Here is an 896-nt window from a genome sequence, read left to right as displayed (position 1 = left end):
GGTTTCCCGCCATGATGCAGCGCATATCAACGATCATCTCGATCCTGCGCTGGAACCGTCCGTCGTACTAATGAACCCGCCCTTCACCGTGGGCGCCTTCGTGGACGGACATGTCGCGGATGCAGCATGGCGGCATGTCTCTTCGGCCTTTGCCCGTCTGCGCGCCGGCGGTCGCCTGGTCGCCATAACCGGCACCGGCCTTTCTCCCAAAAACCCCAAATGGCGGCCGGCCTTCGAGCGGCTCCAGCAGCAGGGCAGGGTGGTTTTCACCGCAGCGATCGATGGTCGCGTCTACGCCCGCCACGGCACGACGGCGGAAACCCGCCTGACCATCATCGACAAGACGCCAGCGCCCGATCCGTCCGCATTCGCGGCCTTGCCGGGCAAGGCTACCGATGTCGAGACACTGCTCTCCTGGATTTCCGACCTGCCGCCACGCATACCGGGCGGCTTTCCGGATTCGATCGGCGCCCTGTCGAACGGAATCCTGCGGAATGCCGCCACGCAGATGGCCGCGCGCTCGGCTGCCAGAGCTGCGCCGATCGCAGCATCGGCTGCTGTCGCGAAGAGCACGCGGCCAGTTCTTCCTGTCGCCCGGGCGAAGCCAGTCCGTCCGACCACCTCGGCCAGCACATCAGCTGTTCCTCTTTCCTATGAACTGCGCGACTGGATACCCGAGGCGGGCGGTCGCCTCACTGACACGATCTACGAGCGCTATGCGCTGCAGTCGATCCACATTCCCCGCGCCAAACCCCATCCGACGCCACTGGTCCAGTCAGCGGCGATGGCCGCGGTCGCGCCGCCGAAGCCATCGTACCGGCCTCTCCTCCCTGATGCGATCATTGATGAAGGGCTGCTGTCCGAGGCCCAGATCGAAAGCGTGATCTATGCCGGCG

Annotated in this window: 1 protein-coding gene; it reads left to right on the top strand. The window is 65.4% G+C overall.

The window, feature by feature from the left end; all coding sequences use genetic code 11:
- Positions 1-896 (top strand): strawberry notch-like NTP hydrolase domain-containing protein (locus EOA24_RS39605; protein ID WP_189354670.1); only part of this gene is annotated, 896 nt, incomplete at both ends.

Source organism: Mesorhizobium sp. M2A.F.Ca.ET.039.01.1.1, from assembly GCF_003998035.1.
Lineage (GTDB): Bacteria > Pseudomonadota > Alphaproteobacteria > Rhizobiales > Rhizobiaceae > Mesorhizobium.
The sequence above is the reverse complement of the archived record's forward strand: the minus strand, read 5'-3'. Positions and strand labels throughout refer to the sequence as shown.